At 40.4% G+C, this 20,406-nt stretch carries 14 protein-coding genes and 1 CRISPR repeat array; all 14 genes read right to left on the bottom strand.

Annotated elements, in window-relative coordinates:
• Positions 1-145: 145 nt before the first annotated feature.
• Positions 146-504: a CRISPR direct-repeat array (repeat unit 30 nt; unit sequence ATTTAAATACATCTCATGTTCTTATTAATC).
• 174 nt (positions 505-678) lie between these two features.
• Positions 679-969, bottom strand: coding sequence for a CRISPR-associated endonuclease Cas2 (gene cas2, locus WBS51_RS14320; protein ID WP_294462296.1), 291 nt, complete (start codon positions 967-969; stop codon positions 679-681).
• Positions 970-1,968 (bottom strand): type I-B CRISPR-associated endonuclease Cas1b, encoded by a 999-nt coding sequence (gene cas1b, locus WBS51_RS14325; protein ID WP_294462299.1) that lies wholly within the window; start codon positions 1,966-1,968, stop codon positions 970-972.
• A gap of 12 nt (positions 1,969-1,980) precedes the next feature.
• Positions 1,981-2,472 (bottom strand): CRISPR-associated protein Cas4, encoded by a 492-nt coding sequence (gene cas4 / locus WBS51_RS14330; protein WP_294462302.1) that lies wholly within the window; start codon positions 2,470-2,472, stop codon positions 1,981-1,983.
• 15 nt (positions 2,473-2,487) lie between these two features.
• On the bottom strand, positions 2,488-5,055 hold the full coding sequence (gene cas3, locus WBS51_RS14335) for a CRISPR-associated helicase Cas3' (RefSeq protein WP_294462305.1): 2,568 nt from the start codon (positions 5,053-5,055) through the stop codon (positions 2,488-2,490).
• 64 nt (positions 5,056-5,119) lie between these two features.
• On the bottom strand, positions 5,120-5,893 hold the full coding sequence (gene cas5b, locus WBS51_RS14340; protein WP_294462307.1) for a type I-B CRISPR-associated protein Cas5b: 774 nt from the start codon (positions 5,891-5,893) through the stop codon (positions 5,120-5,122).
• A gap of 3 nt (positions 5,894-5,896) precedes the next feature.
• Positions 5,897-6,832 carry a type I CRISPR-associated protein Cas7 gene (locus tag WBS51_RS14345; RefSeq protein WP_294462310.1) on the bottom strand — a complete coding sequence of 312 codons (936 nt, stop codon included), beginning with the start codon at positions 6,830-6,832 and terminating at the stop codon, positions 5,897-5,899.
• Positions 6,829-8,580, bottom strand: a complete 1,752-nt coding sequence (locus tag WBS51_RS14350; protein WP_294462313.1) for a CRISPR-associated protein — start codon at positions 8,578-8,580, stop codon at positions 6,829-6,831. The genes WBS51_RS14345 and WBS51_RS14350 overlap by 4 nt, the downstream gene beginning before the upstream one ends.
• 13 nt (positions 8,581-8,593) lie before the next feature.
• Positions 8,594-9,286, bottom strand: coding sequence for a CRISPR-associated endoribonuclease Cas6 (locus WBS51_RS14355; RefSeq protein WP_294462317.1), 693 nt, complete (start codon positions 9,284-9,286; stop codon positions 8,594-8,596).
• A gap of 236 nt (positions 9,287-9,522) precedes the next feature.
• Positions 9,523-10,416 carry a hypothetical protein gene (locus tag WBS51_RS14360; RefSeq protein ID WP_302702903.1) on the bottom strand — a complete coding sequence of 298 codons (894 nt, stop codon included), beginning with the start codon at positions 10,414-10,416 and terminating at the stop codon, positions 9,523-9,525.
• 425 nt (positions 10,417-10,841) lie between these two features.
• Positions 10,842-12,212 carry an MATE family efflux transporter gene (locus WBS51_RS14365; RefSeq protein WP_173749283.1) on the bottom strand — a complete coding sequence of 457 codons (1,371 nt, stop codon included), beginning with the start codon at positions 12,210-12,212 and terminating at the stop codon, positions 10,842-10,844.
• Between the two features lie 75 nt (positions 12,213-12,287).
• Positions 12,288-13,505 carry an ABC transporter permease gene (locus WBS51_RS14370; protein ID WP_173749282.1) on the bottom strand — a complete coding sequence of 406 codons (1,218 nt, stop codon included), beginning with the start codon at positions 13,503-13,505 and terminating at the stop codon, positions 12,288-12,290.
• 1 nt (position 13,506) lies between these two features.
• Entirely contained in the window at positions 13,507-15,846 is a 2,340-nt protein-coding gene (locus tag WBS51_RS14375) for an HlyD family efflux transporter periplasmic adaptor subunit (protein ID WP_294462325.1), read from the bottom strand.
• Positions 15,847-15,879: 33 nt separating this feature from the next.
• Positions 15,880-17,766: an ICP22 family protein gene (locus WBS51_RS14380; protein WP_294462328.1), complete on the bottom strand. Its 1,887-nt coding sequence runs from the start codon at positions 17,764-17,766 to the stop codon at positions 15,880-15,882.
• Positions 17,767-17,939: 173 nt separating this feature from the next.
• Positions 17,940-20,402 (bottom strand): glycogen/starch/alpha-glucan phosphorylase, encoded by a 2,463-nt coding sequence (locus WBS51_RS14385; protein WP_294462331.1) that lies wholly within the window; start codon positions 20,400-20,402, stop codon positions 17,940-17,942.
• Between the last annotated feature and the right edge of the window lie 4 nt (positions 20,403-20,406).

Genomic DNA, 20,406 nt, shown 5'->3' on the forward strand with positions numbered 1-20,406 from the left:
TTCATCTGACAGAGGAAGATATGTTTTTCTCATAGTGTTCATCCTTTCTTAGATAACACTATTTTACCATACATTATCCTCAAAATATATAGTAGAGATTTAATTTATTCTATACTAGTGTGCATACATGGAATAACGCAACAACATTTAAATACATCTCATGTTCTTATTAATCGACGCCAGATTTGTTGGAAAGTGAAGAAAACACAGAATTTAAATACATCTCATGTTCTTATTAATCATCTTTTGGTTTTTCATTAAACCATTTAGGTTCTGCATTTAAATACATCTCATGTTCTTATTAATCAATAATGTGTATGTTTTCTTATTTAAAGAAGACTATTTAAATACATCTCATGTTCTTATTAATCTGCCATGGGTCTAATATATCACGCAACAATGCTTCATTTAAATACATCTCATGTTCTTATTAATCTTTTGCAGGAACTTGAACTTTTCCACCTATTCCTGCATATTTAAATACATCTCATGTTCTTATTAATCCCACGTTTTTACGCATTTTTTTATTTATATCTTATCTCATTTCCCTTGATTTTTCAACATTTCTTCACTTTTTTACCAGCCGTCATCCGCTTTCCCACATTTCTGTTATTTTTCTCTTTTTCCCCAGGTTTTATGGGATGTTTCCCGTTTTTCCTATATATGCCGCCTGGTAAATCATAAAATTAAAGTCTCTCCATTTTCCACATCTCCACTTCCTAAAACCTCCTCTCCAAATACACTGTTGTTCATCAATTTAATAATGCACACAAAATCTTCCTGCTCATCAATCACTTTCTTTAAGTCCTTTCGAAGCATAATTAATTTAGCGGGTGTCATTTCTCCACGAAAAACCGACTTTTGAAAATGCGACAAATATTTTTTGCATACTTTAAACACCTTTTGTACTCGTTTTTCTCCCACATCATAAAATACAAACGCATAGTTATAGTTTATCTTTTTCGCCATCTAATACCCTTCCTTCAAACTAAACGGAACGAACTCTTTATCTTCCATAATTTCCTTAATCAGCTTATAGCAATCCAGCTTTATTGCAGTCCGGTATGTAACTTTTCTTTTTAAAACTGGATGTTGGAATACGGATTCCAACCGACCTTCAAAGGCTTCTATAAATACTTTTCTCCCTTCCTCATTGAGCAGACAATAATTGACTTTCTTTTCAAAATGTTTACTGACTTGTATTTTCCGATTATTTACTAAGTCAAAAATAGTGCGATATACAATCACCGGCTTAAACACCTCGCTTATATCTAAACTCAGCGAAAATCTTCCTTCTGACGGTTCATGCAAAAAACTAATACGCTGGTCTAAATGCGTCCTAAAAATTGCAGAAATTGTCTTTGTGTAAAGAAGTGTGTTCCCAAAGGAAATCATTGCGTTTATAGGATTATCCGGTGGTCTCTTTACTCGTTTATTCATAATGAAATCTTCGGGGAGAAAATATTTGAAGCAGCCGTAAAATCTCATCCACAATTCACCTTCTGCTGACATTAACACTTTAATATTGTCTGCGTCTTTCACATCTTGATAGAATTCTTTTTTAATCCAGTCAATGGTTGGCTTTACATCCTTTTTCTCGTGTTTGTAATAGTGGTATAGAACCTCGTATATATTAATTCCAATCCCTCTTACAATTGCTTTTGCAACTCTTAATCTGTCATTTTCAAATTTCTGTACTTGTTTCACCAATAATTTGCCACTCATATATTGGTCTTTTGGATAAAAGGTTCCACTATATCCCCCATAATAATTAAAAAAGTGAACCACCACATGATTTTGCCCCAAAAAATCAAGCAGCTTGCTATTCATACTCACCTCATTCAAACAATAAATTTCTTTTGTATTCTCAATAGGAATATAAACATTTTTTCCATCTTTCCGAAAACACAAAGAATTATCTTTTCGTGTCAGTTCTCCCATAGAAGAAATATACCTTGTACTTCCCATACTCTCCCTCCATTAAATATAGCAATATTCATAATATGCACATTTTTTACACTTTGGTTTATTCAATACTGGGGGAATTTCTTCCTGCATTAACAATTGTTCGATTTCCTGTATATACTGCTGTAGCTTTTTTTCCATATCTTCTGTCAATTCTATGACTACCGTTTTTTTATTTCCTTTATTCTTTTCTACAAATTCCAGCTTTCCTTTTCTGTCTATCCCCTTGTCTTTTAACACTTTCAAGTAAAAAACAAGCTGCCATTTTGAAGCTTCTATATCCGCATCTGATTTTTTCACTTCCGTTAAATATTCTGTTGTCAGTTTATCCAACCGGATATTTTCAATGGCAATCTCCGTATTAGACTGCTCGGCTCGTTCCTCGTGGATGGCTTTTCCTATTTTTACTTCTTCACTGTTATCCTCCATATTCATCCGGTTTCCAAATAGATAGCATTGTCTCTTACAGTGAAAATAATAATTCATCAATGTCCCATTTACATTCACAGTATCACCTGCTTTCTATATAAAGTCCACAAACTCTCCGATTTCGCCTTGAAGCTTTTGTCGGTTTAATTTCCCATCTTCAAAGTATTTTTCACCATCTTCTATATAAAAAATCTCACCTACCTTATCATTATATATCAAGTTTGGATTGCGCTTAATCTGATATATAAAACCGTTCATTTTACTTGTAATTTCAGACAGCTTCACTCGTTTTTCCGCATAGTCCATAGCAAAATCTCCTAAGAGATGCACATACTCCTGCCAGAGTTTTTCGCCGTCCAACTCACCTTCTGATACATCTGTAATTTTTCTTGCAAGATATACAGACATACTCCACTTATCTTCTTCTATTAACTGCATTCTGGTTTTAACTTTAGACCAGTTTAATGTTCCAACACAGTCTTTGAAAAACACATCCAATCCTCTATCATCCGAAGAGTCATTTCTGTTTCGCTTTAAAACATCCAGGATTTTTTCATAATACAATGGAAATTTCTTCAATAATAATATGTCTTTCATCTCGTTATCTTCCAGCGTAAAACGCTTTTCTACTCGAATATCTCCATCTCTGTATATGTTTTTTCCTTCATCTAATTTAAAGAAATAAACCTCCCCATCCCGCAAACAGGAACGATTAATTCTTCCCATAAACTGTTCCTCGCTGTCTAATTTGGATATATTTTTATATCCGATATCCATATCAATATCTACCCCGGCTTCGATTACCTGCGTTGCAACTAAAATAATTCCATTGGTATTTGTCTTTATGTTATCTAAAATTCGGCTTCTCTCCATTAAGCTGTCATCACCGGACATATATTCCACATCACATGCAAGGGCCGGATTTTCTTTTAGACTTTTAAAAAACTGGTATGCGGATTCTTTTTTTATAAATTCAACCAGAACTTTTTTCCCATGAACCGCTTTGGCCAAAATATGCTGCATTAAATCTTCTTGTATATTGTCAGATGCCAGCAATTCATAAAACACCTTTACACGTTCTTTAAAACATGGGTGTGAAAAATATTTATCCCTGTCCTTCATCAACTCTACCGCTTTGTATGCACTGCCTGATAAAATATCTAAATTAGGGAGTGTTGCTGACATAATCACAATTTTCATATTTAATAAGTATGAGAATTCTTTCAAAAAACAAATAATTTCACCCCATATTTGATTCTTATAACTTTGAATTTCATCTAAAACAACAACGCTGTTCATGAGTTGATGAAAGCCAAATACTGACTCTTTTGTATCCCCAAACATTGTATCAAACAAGCTGACGTGTGTACTGAGAATCATGGGATAATTCAAAAACTGCCTGTCCAGCAGTGCCTTCTGGTAATAAAATGTCTGCTCTGTTTCTTCTTCTTTCTCTTTTTCCTTCTGTGACATTTTGATTGGAGTCAAAGAATTTACAACTGCAATTTGGTCCAAAATCTCTTTACTTCCACCAAAAACTTTTTTAAGCGTCTCCATATTTTGCTCCACAAGCGTATTAAAAGGATAAATGTAATAAATTTTTTTAAGGTCTGCATGGTCTTTTATGAAGCGGAAACTGATATCCATTGCTGTGTTGCTCTTTCCACTACCTGTAGGAGCTTCCAGATAAAAGAGAGAACTTTCCTCATTTTCTTTTAAAATATTTTCTGCATCTGTCAACATTTCCGTCCTGAGTGCATTAATATTCTTTTCTCTTTTTAAATCTTCTGCTGTCTTTGGATATTGCTCTGTTTGATATTTTCTTATCCCTTTCATTAAACTTGTATTTTCATAAATATCTACCCACTTTTGAATTTCGTCTAAATTTCCATACTGCTGTATTTCCTTCTGTGTCATAAACTCTGCTGTAGCATAATAATCACTTGCTACCAAAAAAGAATACAACAATTTCACATATGTATAGAGTACTATATTTTTCTCTATGTTCCAGTCAGTATTATCTATAGCCTTTAAAATATTCAATAGTCTTTTCTCTGTTAATCCAAATTTTTTCTGATAAGCTTCACATTTCTCCTCTAAAAATACATCTATTACATCCTTTCCAGCTCCTTCCTTAAGAGAAGAAATAAACTCTTGAAAATTTTTAAGGTCACTATGATGTCGTTCAATTACATAAGCATGATAAATAATAAGTGGCCGAAGTTTCTCTTTATCCTCTTTTTCTTTTACTTTTTGTTTTAACTCTTCTACATAGTAATCAATATACATAATTGCCGAAATTAAAGAGTGCCTTTTTCCTATATGCCAAAACATATTATTTTTTGCAATTTGTTGATTATGCATTGCTTGTTTTTGAAAGTCAGGATTTATTTTCCCCATATCATGAAATAAAGAAATTCCTCTTATCATTTCCCTTAAAAACTGAATCCCCTCCATAGAAAGCTCACCAAACATTTGTCTGACAAAGCGTTCCAACATTTTATCCAATTGCTTCTCCCTGGCCAGTTCTTCAAAATACTTCATTGTGCAATCAATATGTTCTGTCAATAATTCCCGTCTCGTGATTTCTTTTTCTTTATCTTCTGCAACATGTGCATGATACTTTTCTATTTCTTTTATAAGCGTATATACTATTTCCAATTCTTTTCCCTCCGTTGCAAAAAGGAGACCTGTATGAATCTTTCAGGCCTCCTTTTTTGTCAAATTAATAAAATATAATTTTTTTTCCATCTCTCAGCTTATAAACATCTTTTCCCTTTACATTTACTGCTTCATCTGTATAAAGAAAAGTTTTAAGCCTATAAAGATTTGTAATTTCATCCAATGCAGCCGGAAGTGCCTCTTGGTATTGAAAGGAACCAAACAAATCCAGCTCATCTTTATCATCAAAGTCCAAATCCGCTATAGAAACAAATTCGTCAGGAGCAAGACAGTCCAGTCTTCCCACCTCAAATTCACACGTTTCTGTTTCTTCTATCATGACATTTTCAATGCTTGCGGGATGGTCATTCTTTCCAAGATATGGATAATACACACATCTTTTCCCGCAAATTGCCTCTTTTATCTTCTGTGCTTCTTCCGAATTTATCAACAGGCAGATTTCCCATTTTGGATTTTCCAGCCATTGCTCTTTTACAATCAGATTCCCTCCCTGTTCTTTTGAGGCATATCCTACGGAGTTATTAAATGTCTGGAATTTTTTTGCGATATATCCCTTTTGATTTCCAGGCAAAATAGAAATTTGTAGTTCTTGCAGTTTCTCATAAAACTCCGGAAAAGATTCTGTTAGCTGCTGCTGTTTTTTCTCACGCCCAATTCCTTTCATCTGAGAGTATCCGCCATAACCTAATATAGCCCCAAACATTCCCAACAGCGCTACTTTATGAATATTTCCATAAGTAAAATAGCAATATGTATTTACTTCTGGTTTTTTAAAAAAAGCATTTTTTCCACTCAAACGAAATCGCAGTATTTCCATCCATTACACCTCTTTTTGCGTGCGGATATCGTATTTTCTCATGTTTTCGGATACTCCCTTTAAGGTAGTTGTATGTGGATTATAATAAATATCTACTTTTTCAATATCTTCCCCAAGTTCTTCCAATAATTCCCCACACTGTATTTCAATCACGTTTTTATCCGTTTCCTTTTCAAAGCGAATATATTCCGACAGATTTGGTAAATAGGTATCTGCCTTTGTCTCAACAAACAAAGCAAATTCATTTTCGCATCCTACCTTTGAATTTGTTGCAAATGACGTAGCAGACACAAGTGATGTACGCCTGAAGTTCTGGTAATCTTCCTCTGTATATCCCTCTGTCACTCCTAATTCTATTAACTCTTTATATGCCATGGGATTAATAACAAAAGGATAAAAATAGTGTGCTTCATTACTCACAATTTTGGTTCCAAGTGTAGAGTTCTTAGCATCCTCGTCATTTTTCTTTGCTTTTTCATCTCTAAAGGGTGATAAAATCTGCTGTTCTTCCGGATGTGTATCTTCATATTTATTAAATCCCTGGCCAATCTGCACTGCTCCTGTAATTGAAATATTGCTTCCGGTCTCTGCAAAAGTTGCACCGAAATTTTTCACATCTATACAATTCATTAAATTTTTCAGAACAACGGTTACATCTTTTAAATCACTTGCCCCATACAAAATTTCATAGCGCTCTCTCAAGGAGTTTGGAATCAAAGATATTTCGCCTTTCTTTCCAGGATCTGATAGTTTCATAGATTTAATGTAGAGAACCTTTTTCCCCTCGTTGTCCCACATCTTTTTCATTGGATATTTTAAGGCTTTGTCACTTCCAAAGGTTGCTCCGTCACTGGTTGTCTTCGGAAATCCTGAAAAATCCGCATTCCAATTTGCCATAATAGATGAAATTCCTAATACACCGTATACTCTCTTATTCATAATGCTTTATCCTCCTTCATATAAATAATGTTATCATTTACATACCCGAACGTAACCAAATCCTGCTCTACTTTTCCACTTGGAACATATTCTTCTATCATGGAAAGTAATCGTCTTACACGCTTCATCCCAAATGGAATTGCATAATTATACTTTTTATATAACTGCCTGAGTTTCGTCTTAAGTACTTCATCTCTTTTCGCATTTAAAAATGGATTGATTAATGATTCATTTTTTGTTTTTGATTTACTTAAAGAAATCAAATACGCTGCCATCTGCCCCACTCCATAATAATACTCTTCGTCATCCTCAAACCAGGTTTCTTTTTCTTCCAAGACTTTTCTCTTTACATTTTCTACTAGCTCTTGTTTTCTTATCTCCATGTCCTCTTCTCCTTTCAAAAAATAATTTTCAAATGACCAACGCAGATTCAACTGCCATAGAGCCCTTTCCCGATATCCATTTAAAGCGGCGCCTTTTATTAAATCTAATGACACTTTTTCAAGAACTGTAAAGAATCCTTCGTCAATTCCTTTACGTACCCAGGCAAAAATTGCATCTCTTGACATAATAATACTATTTTTTAAGTTTTCATCTGTGATGTTAATTTCACTAACATCTATGTAGTAATTACTTTCAAGATATTTTGAGAAAAAAACTTCATGAATCAGCTTTCCAACCTGGGCCCGTGTATAATATCTTCCGTATTTATCCAAGTATTCAGGGTGCTTCGAATGCTGGCAGTGGCTTACATTAAAAAAATCAAACGATGGCTCAAGCTTTTGATGAAAACCCGGAATATTATCCTGATTTTGTATTTCCAGTTCCTTGCCTTTTTTAATTCTTAAATAATATCCTGCTGTTACATCCTGCGGGTCTTCCTCCTGACGATAAGCCTTAATATTTCTTTTTACCGTGTCGATATATACATTGCATTTCCCACCCGAAGCTAAATTCATCATATAATCAAAGAACATTCTCTGCATCATAACGTCATTGCCATCAAGCAAATAGGACACCGGAATTTTCCTCGTCTTTGCAGCGAGATATGGCTTTTTTGCATTCATTCCCAGGTTATTGTCCGGAAGACCATAGACTTTATCTCCTATCTCCACATTATAATCATTATTATTATAAATATTGGGAAGCAAATATCTTCTTTCTTCTCTCTCGATATTTGTATGCTCTGTCTCAAAAAAGATTTTCAGATAATCTTTTTTACTAAAATCCACATTTTCCAAATGAAATATATGATTTTTAATCCACTGTTTATTTCTCTCCAACTCTTCTATTGGAACGCTTCCTTCTGACTCTTCAAAAAGTTCATATATGTTGCTCGCTTCTTTAGACTTTTTATACTTTTGTTCTAAAGGATTTTTCAGCACTTCATAATATCCGTCAATAATTGCTTCCGTTAATTTTTTTGTAAGAATACTATCTTTTTTTACAAAAAAGGAAAAATAGTTGTTGGAATGAATGACTTTTTTCCCATCCATTGGCTTATTCATAGATACCAGCTGGCTATGATAATCGTAAAAGCAGACTTCTTTTAAATCCGAATGATTACTTTCAATCTCTCTTGTTTTCTTATTCAGCTTAATCTCTATAGGCTCTTTCATATTCCCTTGCCCGTCAACAAAAATATAGGTCCCGTCTGCCGGTATGTAGGAATCTAAGATAATATCCTTCCCCTTCTGCCTTTCCTTAGCCAAAACTTCCCCAAATACTTCCAAACATTCTTTCAGCATAACTCTCACCCCCTTACAGCCAGCGATAATTCACAAATCCTGCTCCTCTGGCGTTCATTTCCTGGACACCTGTTCCAATCGCCATGTGTGCCAGCTTTTGAGCCGTGGGATGGTCCGAAATATGAATGCAGAACTTGTCCCCCAGTAACTTAATATTTTTATATTCCATTGCAATTGGCACTTTATTTGAAAATTCAATCATGGTATAGAATGGAAAATCTTCCTCTAATTTTTCATTTTCAAATTGATTCCATTTCTTTATTAAGTTTATTTTTAAACGTTCCCCAAATTCTGATAAACTCATATAATTCCGCCAATATCCACGACTGTCCTTTAGCACAGCCGTGGTTACAGTATAGAGACACTCTATATGTTTTTGTGGAATCATCCTTATTTCAGCCGTCAGCCCTTTTATCTCCTCCGTGTAAATATTTACACAAGTTTCACTAAAATAGCGGGCAAGATTCTTATCAATAGTCCGAGCTGTTATGACATATACCTGCCCTTTCTTATATATCTTTTCTTTTTCGACTGGATAGAAGAGATCATGACTATAGCCTTTGTATCGGTTTTCTTCATGAAATCTTGCCAGTTCTTCCTCTTCTAAAAAACCCTTGTCAAGAAAAGCGGCTATTTTTGTCTGTGCCTGATGTACCGGAATATCCTGAAGCAAAAAAATTTTAATTCTTATCTCGAATACGTTCATTCTTCTCCTCCTCATATATGTTTTTGAATCCGTTCTCTGTACTCGTTATAATAAATGTACCTCTTTTCTTATCTTTTGTCAATACTTTTTTATTTTATTTACTATTGATTTGTATATTGATATCAAACACTTATTTATTCTATTAGGTTATATAATAAAAGTCAGAGTACGATTTACGAGTTCAAGTAAAAAGAAGAAGCTGTATGTTAAACACAAGCTTCTTCTTTTCCTCTGTTTTATTTACATAGGGAGTTGTTTAAATCTTGTAAAATCTCTTCTATGACTTCTTCGGACTCTTCTAATTCCTCTGCGATTTCTGCTACACTTTTTCCCTTTTGTCTCTTTTTTTGTATCTGGTCACAAAGCATATTTCTTCTCCCCTTTGCAAGTCCTTCCCTATTCCCTTCTTCCCAGGCCTCTTCCCTCTCCTGCCTCATATGCTTTTCCTGGTCATACTCAAATATACTCATGTTCTTTGCCTCCGCTCGATTCTTCTCCAGAAATTCTTTCAATATCCCTTCCCTTATACACTCTTCTATAGCCCTCTCTACTGCCTCGGCCAGTTCCATTTCCTCCGCATATTTTCTCACTCTCGCCGTATATTCCGCGTATTCCCACAAGGTATGGCTCATTTTCATCAGCTCTTTGTTGTGCCCGCTGTTGACGTTCAGCATAACTGCCTTTAATTCCAGACGGCACTCTTCTTTTATGGTATACAAATCAGACAGTCTTAAGATTTTCCTGTCCGGCTGTTCCTCCAGACCATTGTAAAACACTATAAAACGCGGTGACGGCAGTTCTATAGGCTTCGTTCCATATAAATTGGAGTCCTTTGTCATAGACGAAAACAGATTCGCAATATACAGCAGAAACCGGAAGGGCAAATTCGGGCTGTAAGGGGACTGGTGCTCATACAAAGACAACCGGGCGTCTATGATAAAAGAAAGGTCGTTTTTCATTGCCATGTAAATGGCATTCTCCAGTGTATTAATCTCCAGCATTTCCGGGTCTGTGTAATGTTTCCCGCTGACTGCATTATAAAGTTCCAGTAAATGCTCTTTGTCCTGAAACAGCATGGCGAATACCGTAGCCTTATACGTTCTGTTCGGAATCGTTTCTCTTGTTTCCATAAGATAAATACCTCCTCTTTCTTTCGCAGGAGGTCTCCCCGACAGATGCCCGTCCCTTCCCGCACATCTTTGTTCCACCTCTCTGCATTTGTTCCTGTTTTCTGTGAATAAAAGCATTGAGATTTTCCTTTGATATGCTGTCAGATTTTCAGACACGGCAGAACGCCGCAATAGACCTATTAGAATATTGGAAATATATAATGCTTTGAGAATATTGTAGCACAGTTGTTTTCAAATTACCACTGCTTTATACAAAAAAAGAAGGGCCAAATCCCATTGACCCCGTGAAATCTTTTCGTTATACATCACATGTTCCTATTTATCATACTCTTTATGTTATTTACTATATTTAAATACGCTCAGCGTTGTTATTTATGCATGAAGTTATTATGATATGAAATAACCCTAAAAGTCAAGACAAATTCTTAGGAAATAGTATTTTCCTTACTAATCCTCTTAAACAACCGCGCCAATACCAACACGGCCGCCACAGCCAGTACCACCTCTGCAGTAAGCTGCGCATAAGCAAGTCCGTAAAGCGGAAACAGGAAGTTCAAGATATAAAGCGCCGGAATTTCCAGAACAATCTTTCTCATAATGGCAAAAAGCAAGGCTTCTCTGCCCATTCCCACTGCCTGGAATACACCTACAGCAATAAAATCCATACACAAAAACGGCAGTCCCAGACAAAATCCCCGAAGGAATTTTGTTCCGTAAGCCACAATCGTCTCATTATCCATGAAAAGCTGAGTCAACTGCGCGGCACCCACAAAATAGCCCACAGCCACTATGGCAATAAATCCCAGGCTGGCTTTTACCGCAAATACCAGAGTGCCTTTCATACGCTTATGATTTCTGCTGGAATAGTTATAACTGATAAGCGGCATAATTCCCTGGGAAAGCCCCATGGCAACATTCATGGGAACCATATTGATTTTCTGCGTAATTCCCATAGCCGCCACTGCGTCAGCGCCAAAAGAAGAGGTAAAATTATTTAAAATAGTCATACCCGTCACATTCAGCAGATTCTGAATAGACGCCGGAATTCCCACATTGCAAATACCCCAGACAATTCTTTTTTCCAGAGAAAACTTCCGGGGATGAATACACACAAAGGTACGCCCTCTCTTCTTCCAGAGCAGCACAAAAAAGTACAGACAGGCCACACAATTTGACAAAAAAGTAGCAAGACCCGCTCCCTCTGCCCCCATATCCAGACCCCAGGGCAAAATAAACACCGGGTCCAGCAAAATATTGAGGAAACAACCGCTCATGGTCCCCAGACTGGCATGAAGCGCCGAGCCCTCTGCCCGTACCATATAAGCCATCACCACATTTAAAATAGCGGGAACCGCACCGAATAGCACCGTCCATTTTACATATCCTGCTGTGGCTGCCATAGTGTTGGTATCCGCTCCCAAAAGCCGCAGAAGAGGATTCTGAAAAATCCCGCAAAGAGCAGCAAACAAAACTCCGCTAAAAAGCGCACAGTAAAAACCAAAGGCCGAACTCTTGTATACGGTTTCATAGTCTTTGGTTCCCATTGCACGGCTCATCATGCTGGAACTTCCTACTCCAAATAAATTGTTGACCGCATTAAATGCCAGCAGAACCGGAGCCGCCAGAGTAACTGCAGCATTTTCTATGGCGTCATTGCACATACCTACGAAATATGTATCGGCCAGATTATAAATAACCATAACCAGAGAGCTTAAAATGGTGGGAAAAGCCAGTTTTGCCACAGCTCTTGGTATGGGGGTCTGCTCAAACAAAATCACTTTATCATCGTTTTGCATAACCTTCTCCTTCTATATTAATATAGTTTCATTGTAACATAGAAGGAGAAAGATTTCCTGCTGATTTTCACTTTCTTATCCGGAATACCGCAAAGCCTCAATGGGCTTTTTCCTCGCTGCTTTATTTGCCGGATACAGACCAAAAACAATCCCGATGAATCCGGAAAACGCAACGGCAATCCACACAACCTGCACATTCATGGTAAAGGTCATATTTCCATTCATAAATTTTCCGATAATTTTCAGCAGAATCCAGGAAAATCCAATGCCTGCAAAGCAGCCCGCCATGCTGACAATGACTGACTCCATGAGGAACTGCAGCATAATACTGCTTCTGCCTGCGCCAATAGCCTTACGGATTCCGATTTCCCGGGTCCGTTCCGTGACCGAAACCAACATAATGTTCATAATGCCGATTCCGCCTACCAGAAGAGAAATTGCTGCGATTCCTCCCATCATCAGAGACATGGTATTGTCCACCTCCTGCATGGTTTCCATTACTTCAAACTGGCTCTGTATAGAAAAAGCGTCTTCATCATTGTCCAGCCTGCTCAGCATAATCTGTTCCACTGCCCGTTCCGTTCTGTCCATGGTATCCTCATCCGGAGATGAAACATAAAACTGGGTAATATCCAGAATATTGTCCGCAATTCTGGTCAAAGTAGAATACGGAATATAGCCTTCCAATACCGTAGTCTGCGCAGAATCTTCGTCTTCCGAAGAAACCGCAGCAGCAGAGTTCTCCAGACTGCTGCTGTCAGAAAGTACTCCCACCACCTGAAAGCGGTTCCCATTCAAACTAATGGTTTCGCCCTCCACGTCCGTATGACCGAAAAATTCAATGGCTGTGTCTTCTGTAATCACCATAACATAAGAATGGTTATCCACATCCGTCTGTTTTAATGCTCTCCCGGTTTTCAGTTCCATATCCATAATACGGAAATAACTTCCTGTTGTACCGTACAAAGTCACCGTTCCCTCCGTATAGCCGGATTTTCCTGTAACGCTGGTTTGTGCAAAAGGTGCCGCGTCTTCTATGGCTTCGTCCTCCAATAGCTGGCTGAATTCTGAAAGCCGCAGGGGATTTTCCTTGTCATCACTGATTTGTACGGTCAGATAATCCGAACCCATGGAGGAAATCTGCCCGGCCACAGAAGATGAAGCCCCGTCCGCAATGGATACCAGAACAATCAGCGAGGAAACACCTATAATAATTCCCAGCATTGTGAGAAAAGTCCGCATTTTATTGGCGTTTACCGCACTCCACGCCATTTTCCAGGTTTGTATTCCCATCTTAATTTCCTCCCGGAGCAGGTCCGCCTCCAGATGGCATTTCACCCATACCGCCCCCGGAAGGCTGCTCCATATTGCCGGGTCCGCCGCCCTGCTGGGGTGTCTGTCCGGAATCTGTACCCTGGGTATTGCCTGTCTTCTGATAATAAACCGTATCGCCCTCCGACAGTCCGTCTGTGATTTCTACCTTATCTCCGTCAGAAAGTCCTGTGGATACCTCCTGTTCCCCCGACAGATTGCCCTCATCGTCCTTCTTGGTATATACAAAGGTTTTATCGCCTTTTTCCTGTAGAGCATTAACCGGTATGGTCACCACGTCTTTCTTTTCCTCTACTGTAATGACGGCTGAAGCATTCATTCCTTCTTTCATCTGCGCATCCTTTGGAATGGTAATTTCCACTGTATATTTTGCGACTCCGTTTCCGGAACTCTGGGAACTGCTGCCTACCTTTGTAACCGTTCCTGTAAAAGAAGAGTCCTCCAATGCATCCAGCGTCACTTCGGCTTCCTGGTCTTTTGACACAGAATTAATATCCAGCTCATCCACGCTGACAGAAAGAATCATACTGTCATTGGAAGCCAGGGTAAAAGCGGTTACATCTGTGCTGTAAGACGACGTATCTTCTGTACTGTCTGAAGAACTGGTCTGCTGGGCAGTGGTTTCCGTGTCTGCAGCGGCTGCCGTACCGGTACTTGTGCCTGTCACAGCTGCTGCTTTGGCACTTGCCTCAACAGTTTCCCCGTCACTGCCTGATACCTGATTCTTGTTTTCATCCTGTCCGCTTTCATTTTGTTCTTTCTGGGTTTCCTGAGGTGTTGTTTCCGCAGTAACCGGGAAGGTAACACAAAACTCCAGCGTCTTTGCATCCTCTGATACAGTCAGACCTGACAAAATTCCAACTTGCAGTTTTGACACACTGTCCGCACCGAAGCAGTATCCCTCCCCTGCTGTAAGCGTTATCTGTGCCTGATATTCCGTACCGCCCTCAAAGGTATCTGCCTGGGGATTCCACACAATGCTTCCCGTATATGCGCCATCCGAAGAATTTGCCTCTGTCTGAGGAACTCCGTCTGTCTGGGGTGTGGCTAAGGCCAACAGTCCTGCTGTGCTTTCCGTTCCCTCTCCGATTGCAAACTGCAGGCAGATATCCGTCTGCTGCTCTGCATCGTTGTCCAACGCAGTTTCTTTTCCCGCTGCTGTCTCAGACGCCGAAGACAACAGCAGAAAAGAAGCCCCTGAGGCAGAAGAAGTATAAGACATATTGCTGGCTTTTGCAGCGGAAGAACCCGAAGAAGTAGTTCCCGATGATACGGCGGAACTGCTCTGCACCGCGCTTCCAGCAGAAACATTCACACTTCCTACCGTACCGTCTATGTCCGCAGTAATCGTTCCGGTCTGGGAAATGGTCACCAGCTTCTGAAGACTCTGGGTAAGTGCCTCTCTTTTTGCCGCCAACTGGCGGTATTTTACAGATTTTTCTCCGGTATTTACCGTCAGAAGCGTATCTCCCGCAGATACTTCCTGGTTTTCCGCTGCTGAAACACTGCTGACCGTACCGCCTGTGCCTGTAATTTCCAGCTGCTCATGAATGTACGCCTTTCCCGTTCCTATTTTTGTCCCGTCCGCTTTCGCCGCCGTGACGGTGTCATCTACTGCCACACCATCATCTGAAAAAGTCACTGTGCAATCTGCTCCGCTGACACTCTCCACGCTGCCCTCTTTCACCGTACCGTCCGACAAGGTAACGGTCACCGTATCTCCTGCTGCCACACCGGATACGCCTGTAAAATCTGCTGCCATTTTACCATCCAGTGAAAGCAGCATCAAGGCCCCGTTGTCCACCATACTCTGCGCCACATCACTGCTCTCCTGCACATAAATTTTCTTTATCCGTCCGCTGACCTTTGCCGTCACCTCCTGGGTTTCCGTATCGGATTTACATTCGTTCATATCTTCTTCCGTCTCTTCTATCTGCTCCTGTACCTCCTCCATAGCTCCCAGTACCGAGGTTTCCTCCACCACAGCCAGCACATCCCCTTTGGATACCGCATCGCCGCTTTCTACTTTCACCTCCTTTATCGTAATGCCGGAAGGAATTTTCACAGTGTCAGAATCGTCTGCCTCCAGGCTGCCTGTTCCTGTAATGGTATTGGCTATATCACCGGAAGCTGCCGACGCCTCCTGCACCGAAGCATTCCCCACAGGCTGCCCCTTAGACATTTTATTTCTCGCCCAAAACACGCCTGTTCCAAGGATACATATGCCTGCCAACGACACAATCGCCACCGCTGTTTTCTTTTTTCTGGACATGCCTTTCCACACAGACATGCCCTTTTTCATATAAAGCCCTGCTTTTTTCACTATTTTTCCCTCTTACGATAACTGCTCCGGTTTTTCTGTTTCATAGTCACTCCACTGAGTTGCCTGGGAGCAGCCTGACATATCTGCCGTTTTTTCGTATTTATCTACAGTAATGGTGTACTGGCTGGTACCTTCTGCATATACGGTTCCGTCACTTCCTTTTATGGTAACGGAATTTCCATCTTCGTCGGTGATAGTTCCTGCACAATACAGATTTGTAAGTTCGCTGTCTCCGGTCACTACCCAAGAGGAACCTTCCTCTATATAAAGGCTGGCATATCCGCTTCCGCCATCTCCGGCACAGCTCTCATCATCCTTTACTGCACCTTTTAATGTACTTCCATCTGTCATATAGAAATCCAGTTTGCTGATACTGTCCCAGATAATATCACCCTTCATTTTTTGTGTAATGGCGGTAAACAGGCAGTCTGCACCGTTTGAACCGGACTGACCCCATCCTCTCTGATTCTGATTTCCTGTGCATTTCAGAAAGAAATCGTTGTCCTCTGCATAGGTAATGTCCACATCTGACAATACAAAGGTAGATTCTGTATTTGTGGTATAAAACATACCTCCGTTTTTCGCTGTAAGACTGCCTCCGTCCATTTCAAACGTACTGTTTCCTAGTTCTGAGTCCCCGGACATACTCTGGTAGAGAATTACATTCCAGGTACAGTCGTTCTGCTCATTATCACTCATATTTCCGGTCAGATTGGAATTATACAAATGGAGTGAATTCAACCCCTCAATGCAGACCGCTTCTGAACCGTTTGCCGTCAGATCCGCATTATTTACGGCAATATTTGCTGTGCTGTAAATTGCCGGAGAACCTGTGCCGTTAGAGGTATAAGTTCCTCCGTCCACAACCATGGTTCCGCCGCCTCTGTCGCTTCGGATTGCCGCAGAGGATTCTCCGTTGGTCTCCACATCTAAATCCCATGCATAAAGCGTTCCGCCGCCTGCTGCATGAATACCGCCTGAAGTATCCTGCTGTGTCTTAATGGTGGTATCCGAAACATAGGTCACACCGTCGCCGTAAGAGAAAATTCCTGCGCCTCCTGCCGCGTCTGTATCAACGGTACTTCCGCTGATATAGGCCTTACCATCTGTATTCAGAATGGCTGCTCCCACACCGTAAAAGCTGGAATTGTCTCCTCCCTTACTGTCAGAAGAGGTTCTGTCAGCAGTCACGTTCTTTAATGTAACCTGTGCACCGTCCAAAATATGCACCGCATTCTCGTCTGTCCCTGTAGATGTAAAGGTTTCTCCGTCTGCTTCGGTGTCTGAAGTATATTCTGTCGCAGCCGCATAACTGTCTACCCCTCCTGCATCAGGAGACTGTCCCATACCGCCGCCCATGGACATAACCGTAATTGTTTCTGCATTTCCATCTTCATCCAGGGTAATGGATACGGTATCACCTTCAGAAATATCGTCTAGAGTGATAGTCTCTGTTTGCTGTTCAGGCGGATTTTCACCCGGCTCTTCCCCGTCTTTACTATCACTTCCGGTACTGCTCTCTGTGCTGTTGTCGGTACTGCTCTCTGTTGTTCCGGTAGTATCTTCTGGTTTTTCCGGTGCCTCTCCATCGGCAGACGGAGCTTCTCCACCCTGAGGCGGCTGATTTTCGCCCTCTCCATCCGTCTGCGCAGAATCTGTATTTTCCTCTTTGCCGGCACCCGATGGATTTTCTCCATCTTTCTCCATTTCTTTCATGGTTCCTACCTCAATGGTGACAGAAGACTCTCCTACGGATTTCACTTCTCCATATACGGTATTTTCCTCGCTTTCCTTTTCTTTGGAAATACTGGTATCATTTGTACTTGATTTTGTACAGCCGGTAAGAGCCGACACGCCTAAGATAATGCCTAATGTGATTGCAAGATGGTTTCGTTTCATATGTCCTGTATCCTTTCCTAAAACAAGTTTGTGTGCTTTAAAAGGGAGTATACGAGGGGAACTTTAAATAAACCTTAAAATGGCAGAGAAAATTTTTAATTTGCCAACCGGACGTGCAAAAACCCCTGAGGAGGCCGCCTCTGGGGTTTTCTATCTTTTAAAATATATACTTTTTACTTCCCAATCACAACTTTATCCAGATGCCAAATTTCATCTACATACTGCTGAATGGTTCTGTCTGAGGTAAATTTACCGGAGCAAGCCGTATTCAGAAGCGCCATTTTCGCCCATCCTGCTTCATCTCTATACGCTGCCTCCACTTTCTCCTGCGCTGCCGCATAAGATTTGAAATCAGCCAGAATGAAGTACGTATCTGCTCTGTCACTGCTGTTTGTGTTCAGCAAAGAGTCATAGATTTCACGGAACATATTGAAGTCTCCCCCTGAATAGGTACCGTTAATCAGCTGCATCAGCACGTTTCGGATATCCGGGTCATTATTGAAATACTGCATAGGGTCATAGCCGCCATTGTTTTCATAGTTGATAACCTCATCCGAGGACAGACCGAAGATAAATGCATTTTCTGCGCCTACTTCTTCCACGATTTCCACGTTTGCACCGTCCATGGTCCCCAGCGTTGGCGCACCGTTTAACATAAACTTCATGTTTCCGGTTCCGGATGCCTCTTTACTTGCTGTAGATATCTGCTCGGAAACATCTGCTGCCGCAAAAATCATTTCCGCATTGGACACACGATAGTTTTCAATAAATACCACTTTAATCTTTCCGTCAATAGAACGGTCGTTGTTCACCACATCTGCCACAGCGTTAATCAGCTTAATGGTCTGCTTTGCGCGTCTGTAGCCTGCCGCTGCCTTTGCACCGAAAATAAAGGTTCTCGGATAGAACGGCATTTCCGGATGTTCCTTAATCTTATTGTACAGGTACATTACATGCAGAATATTCATCAGCTGGCGTTTGTACTCATGAAGTCTCTTCACCTGCACATCAAAAATAGAATTTGGATTCACTTCAATGCCATTGTGCTCCAGAATATATTTTGCCAGCCGCACCTTGTTCTGGTGCTTGATGTTCATAAATTCCTGCTGCGCCTTCTTGTCGTCTGCATAAACCTTTAATTTTTCCAGTTCCGGAAGGCTGGTAATCCATCCATCCCCAATGTGGTCCGTAATCCAGTCTGCCAGCAGAGGATTTCCGTGAAGCAGGAAACGTCTCTGGGTAATACCGTTTGTCTTATTATTGAATTTTTCCGGATACATCTCATAGAAATCTCTCAATTCCTGTTTTTCCAGAATTTCCGTATGCAGCTTTGCCACACCGTTTACAGAATATCCGCCTGCAATGGCAAGATGTGCCATTTTCACCTGACCATCATAAATGATTGCCATTTTACGGATTTTTTCCTGGTCACCCGGATATTTTGCCTGGATTTCCAGAAGGAATCTGCGGTTAATCTCCTCAATAATCTGATATACACGAGGAAGCAGCTTAGAAAACAGCTCGATAGGCCATTTTTCCAGCGCTTCTGCCATAATGGTATGGTTTGTATAAGCGCAGGTATGGGTGGTAATGTCCCACGCGTCTTCCCAGGACATGCCCTCCTCGTCCACCAGAATACGCATTAATTCTGCAACAGTCATAGTCGGATGCGTATCGTTTAACTGGAAAGTTACCTTTTTCGGCAAATCGTGCAGGTCGCTGTGCGATTTCTTAAACTTCTCAATGGCAGCCTGAATACTTGCGGAAATGAAGAAATACTGCTGTTTTAAACGCAGCTCTTTTCCTGCATAATGGTTATCATTTGGATACAGCACTTCCACAATATTCTTTGCCAGGTTTTCCTGCTCTACTGCTTTATGATATTCTCCCTTGTCAAACAGGTCTAACTGGAAGTCATTGACCGCTTCTGCGTCCCAGATACGAAGGGTGTTCACAATCTGATTGTTGTATCCCACGATTGGCATATCGTAAGGAATGGCTCTTACAGACTGGTATCCCTCCTGAATAAAGTGATTCTTGCCCGTAGCCGGGTCATATTCCACTCTTACATAGCCGCCGAATTTCACTTCTTTGGCATATTCCGGACGGCGCAGTTCAAATGGGTAACCGTCTTTTAACCAGTTATCCGGCACCTCTACCTGATAACCATTTTCGATTTTCTGTTTGAACAGACCATAGTGGTAACGGATACCACAGCCATACGCACAATATCCCAGCGTGGCCAGAGAATCCAGGAAACAGGCAGCCAGTCTTCCCAGACCGCCGTTTCCAAGAGCCGGATCCGGCTCCTGGTCTTCAATTACATTTAAGTCAAATCCAAGCTCATCTAAAGCTTCTTTTACTTCCTTATACGCACACAGGTTAATCAGGTTGTTGCCCAGCGCGCGTCCCATCAAAAATTCCATGGACAGATAATAAACGATTTTCGGGTCATCTTTTTCATACTGTTTCTGCGTGAGAAGCCAGTTGTCAATAATTACGTCTTTAACAGCAAGAGAGACTGCCTGAAAAACCTGTTCCTGAGTAGCCTCATCAATGGTTTTTCTATAAAGCATTTTTACATTTTCTTTAACGCTTTTTTTGAATTCCTCTTTCTTGAAATGATTATCCAACATCACT

It is taken from the genome of Blautia acetica (assembly GCF_038739805.1).
Classification (GTDB): Bacteria; Bacillota; Clostridia; order Lachnospirales; family Lachnospiraceae; genus Blautia.